The sequence below is a fragment of the Corallococcus praedator genome, assembly GCF_003612125.1.
GTDB lineage: Bacteria > Myxococcota > Myxococcia > Myxococcales > Myxococcaceae > Corallococcus > Corallococcus praedator.
In genome coordinates, this window is record NZ_RAWI01000619.1 from 1 (window position 1) to 3,537 (window position 3,537).

The window sequence follows — 3,537 nt, forward strand, 5'->3', positions numbered from 1 at the left end:
GGCAGGGCCCCCGCCCCCGTCCCTGCGCCCGTGGAGGACGAGGACGACGTCCTGGACGTGCCCACGGACGTCGGCAAGCGGTCCGAACCCGCGAAGGTCGCCAAGGCGCCCCCGAAGCTGGAGCTGTTCGTCCGCCTGTCACCGGACGGTCCCGCCACGAGGGTGGACGTGGAGCGCTTCACGCTCGGACGCGGCCCGACGTGCAGCCTGGTGGTGAAGTCCGGCAGGGTCTCCCGCGAGCACGCGGCCATCGTGCGCGTGGGCAACGACTTCTTCATCGAGGACCTGGGCTCGTCGAACGGGACCTGGATCAACCATCAGCGCATCAAGCGCCAGAAGATCGCGGACGGGGACACCTTCAACCTGGGGACCGAGGCCGTGTACTTCTCCATGGGTCCCCGCGAGGACTGACGCCGCCGCCGTTCATGCCTTCCGCGGCGGATTGCGGATGCCCAGGGCGGAGATGATTCCGCCCAGGATGAGCAGGACGGCGGTGGTGAGCATCACCCGGTGGAAGCCCGCGACGTCCAATCGCGGGCCCACGATGAGCCCCGTGAGCGCGATGGCGATGAGCCCCGCGACCCGGGAGACAGCGTTGTTGATGGCCGAGCCGATGCCGGCCTGCTCGCTGCGGATGGAGCCCAGCACCGCCGCCGTCAGCGGCGCGACCGTCACCGTCAGCCCCAGCCCGAACACCAGGACACCCGGCAGCATCTGGGTCCAGAAGTTCAACGGCGTGCCGACGTTGAGCATCAGCAGGAACCCCACGCCCGCGAGGCACGGCCCCGCCGCCATGAACACGCGCGGCCCCAGGCGTCCGGAGAGTCCGCCAAACACGGACGACAGCAGCAACATGAGGAGCGTGGTCGGCATCAGCGCCAGGCCCGCCGTCGTCGCGCGAAAGCCCCCCACCTCCTGGAGGAAGAGCGTGATGACGAACATGCCCAGCGACAGCGCGCCATAGATGGCCGTGGTGGCGAGGTTGCCCACCCAGAAGTTCCGCGCCCGGAACAGGCCCAGCGGCATCATTGGATGCGCGGTGCGCCGCTCCTGCACGAGGAACGCGATGAACGCCGGCACGCCCACCCCCAGGGACACCAACACCGAGGGGTGCATCCAGCCCACCTTCTCCTGTTCGATGAGCGCATAGACGGGACCGCCCAATCCCACACACGCCAGGACGGCGCCCAGGACATCGATGCGCGCGCGCGCCGGCCGGGGCGGCTCCTCCAGCCGCGCGAGCAGCATCAGGGTCAGCGCGAGGGGCAGCACGTTGATGGCGAAGATCCACCGCCAGCCCACGGTGTCCACCAGCAGCCCGCCCACCAGCGGGCCCGCGATGAACGCACCGCCCGTCCACCCCGTCCACGAGCCAATGGCCTTCGCCTGCTCGGGGCCGGAGAAGAAGGACAGGATGAGCGCGAGCGAGCCCGGCACCAGCAGCGCACCCGTGGCGCCCTGAAGTCCGCGCGCGACGATGAGCACGGTTCCGGTGGGCGCCAGCGCGCACAGCAACGACGTGGCACCAAAACCCAGGAGCCCCAACCGCAGGATGCGCTTGCGGCCGAAGGCATCCGACAGCGAGCCCGCGACCAGCATCAGCGCGCCCAGGGTGATGAGGTACGCATCCACCACCCACTGCTGGAGCGTGAGCCCTCCGCCCAGGTCCCGGACCATCGCGGGCAGCGCGACGTTGATGATGGCCCCGTCCAGGAACGTGACGAGCGAAGCCAGGACGGCGATGGCCAGGACGAGCCGCTGTTGAGAGGCCAAGGGAACCGCTGACTTTCTCAAACCCAGCTGGTTCCGGAAGGGAGCCTTGCACTCCCTTCCGGCAAGGACTCACGGACCCGGAGGCCCGTGAGGAACATCAGATGTCACACTTCGGACCACCCTCGGTACAGAACGGGCTGGTGAGCTCCTTGTGTGCCTTCAACTCTGCGCCGGGATTCGACAGGAGACGGACGGTCTCACGCTTCAGGCTCAGCTTCTTCGGCTTCTGGGTGTCCTGCTTGTCCATGACATCGCCTTTCGTTGCAATGCTCGACGGCGTTACCTGGAAACAATCCGACAGCCTGCTGCCTTCAACACCCGACGGACCTCGTCAGGCGTTCTCAGTCAAACACCTGCTTCCTCTGCAAACAAGTGTTCCCCGCCTCAACCGCGAAACACCGAATTTCATTTCCCTGCCCCATGCGAGGGAATGAAGCTCCAGCGGCTCTTTCCAGAAAGCAGGGACGAAGACATGCGAAGGACGCCCCCGTGGAAGCCCCTGCTGCAGGGCGTCGAGCACGCGGAAGCCCTGGCGGTGCTCGGGCCCCTGGTCGAAGCACTGGCGCATGCCCGACCCACGCCCCCCTTCGCGGCTTCGCTCGCACGCGGTGACGCGGGACGCGCCGTGTTGTTTGACGCGCTCGCGCAAGCCCACGATGACGCGCGGCATCGCTCCACCGCGGAGGCCCTGCTGGAGCGCGCCACGGACGCCCTTGCCTCGGAGACGCTGGACCCCGACCTCTACGATGGCTTTCCGGGCATCGCCTGGGCCGTCCAGCACGTTCAGCGTCCCTCCGAGTCTCCTGACGCGGATCCGCTGACGGACATCGACGACGCGCTCGGGGACTTCCTCCAGACGCGGCCGTGGCCGCACCGCTACGACCTGGTGAGTGGACTGGTCGGCATGGGTGTCTATGCCCTGGAGCGTCTTCCCCGGGCTGGCGCGCGGCACTGCCTGGAAGCGGTGGTCGCACGCCTTGGGGAGCTGGCGGAACGGACGCCTCTTGGACTGCGCTGGAAGACCGCGCCGGAGCATGTGGAGCCACGGCTCCGCGAGGCGCAACCCCAGGGCGGCTTCAACCTGGGCATGGCGCACGGCATCGCGGGCGTGCTCACCGTCCTTGGTGGCGCGGTGGCCTCCGGCGTCGCCGCTGCCTCCGCGCGCGAACTGCTGCACGGTGGATGGACGTGGTTCATGGCCCAGCGGGCGCAGGCCCCGGAGTCCGCGCGCTTCCCCACGCGCGTGGGGCTCCAGGACGAGCCCCTGACGTGGCCGCGCCGTCCGGCGTGGTGCTACGGAGATCCGGGCGTGGCGCTCGGGCTGCACACGCTGGCGCGCGCCGTGGGCCACGCGGAGTGGGAAGCCCAGGCGCTGGAGCTCTGCCGGGAGTCCGCGCAGCGGTGGACCGACGTCGCCTCCGTGCAGGATGGCGGCCTCTGCCATGGCGCCGCTGGACTCGCGCACCTCTACAACCGGCTCTTCCAGACGACGGGGGAGACCGTCTTCGAAACCGCGGCCCGCCGCTGGTTCGCGCAGCTCCTCACCGTGCACCGGCAGCCCGGCCTGGGCGTGGGCGGGTTCCGGACGCTGGAGCGCTTCGACGACGACACCGAGGGCTGGACCGACAACACGGGCCTGCTCGCGGGCGCCACCGGCATCGCGCTGGCGCTGCTCGCGGCGACCTCTCCGGCGGAGCCCACCTGGGACCGCATGCTGCTCATGTCCCTGCGACACCCCACCCCGGACGCGCCATGACGCCGCCC

General features: G+C 69.6%; 4 protein-coding genes. 2 read left to right on the top strand and 2 right to left on the bottom strand.

Annotated elements, in window-relative coordinates; genetic code table 11:
• On the top strand, window positions 1-411 hold a 411-nt coding region (locus D7Y13_RS39880), incomplete at its 5' end, for an FHA domain-containing protein (RefSeq protein WP_147452615.1).
• Between the two features lie 12 nt (window positions 412-423).
• Here D7Y13_RS39880 and D7Y13_RS39885 read toward each other — a convergent pair.
• Window positions 424-1,773: an MFS transporter gene (locus D7Y13_RS39885; protein ID WP_120586126.1), complete on the bottom strand. Its 1,350-nt coding sequence runs from the start codon at window positions 1,771-1,773 to the stop codon at window positions 424-426.
• A gap of 97 nt (window positions 1,774-1,870) precedes the next feature.
• Complete coding sequence (locus tag D7Y13_RS46140) at window positions 1,871-2,020, bottom strand: hypothetical protein (protein ID WP_158620516.1); 150 nt, start codon at window positions 2,018-2,020, stop codon at window positions 1,871-1,873.
• Window positions 2,021-2,245: 225 nt separating this feature from the next.
• Between D7Y13_RS46140 and D7Y13_RS39890 the strand changes: the two genes are divergently transcribed.
• A complete protein-coding gene (locus tag D7Y13_RS39890) occupies window positions 2,246-3,529 on the top strand; it encodes a lanthionine synthetase C family protein (protein ID WP_158620515.1) in 1,284 nt (427 codons plus the stop codon).
• Window positions 3,530-3,537: the final 8 nt, after the last annotated feature.

Excerpts from the sequence above, each read along its gene's own strand:
- D7Y13_RS39890 (WP_158620515.1), top strand. The coding sequence starts at position 2,246 with ATGCGAAGGACGCCCCCGTGGAAGCCCCTGCTGCAGGGCGTCGAGCAC.
- D7Y13_RS46140 (WP_158620516.1), bottom strand. The coding sequence starts at position 2,020 with ATGGACAAGCAGGACACCCAGAAGCCGAAGAAGCTGAGCCTGAAGCGT.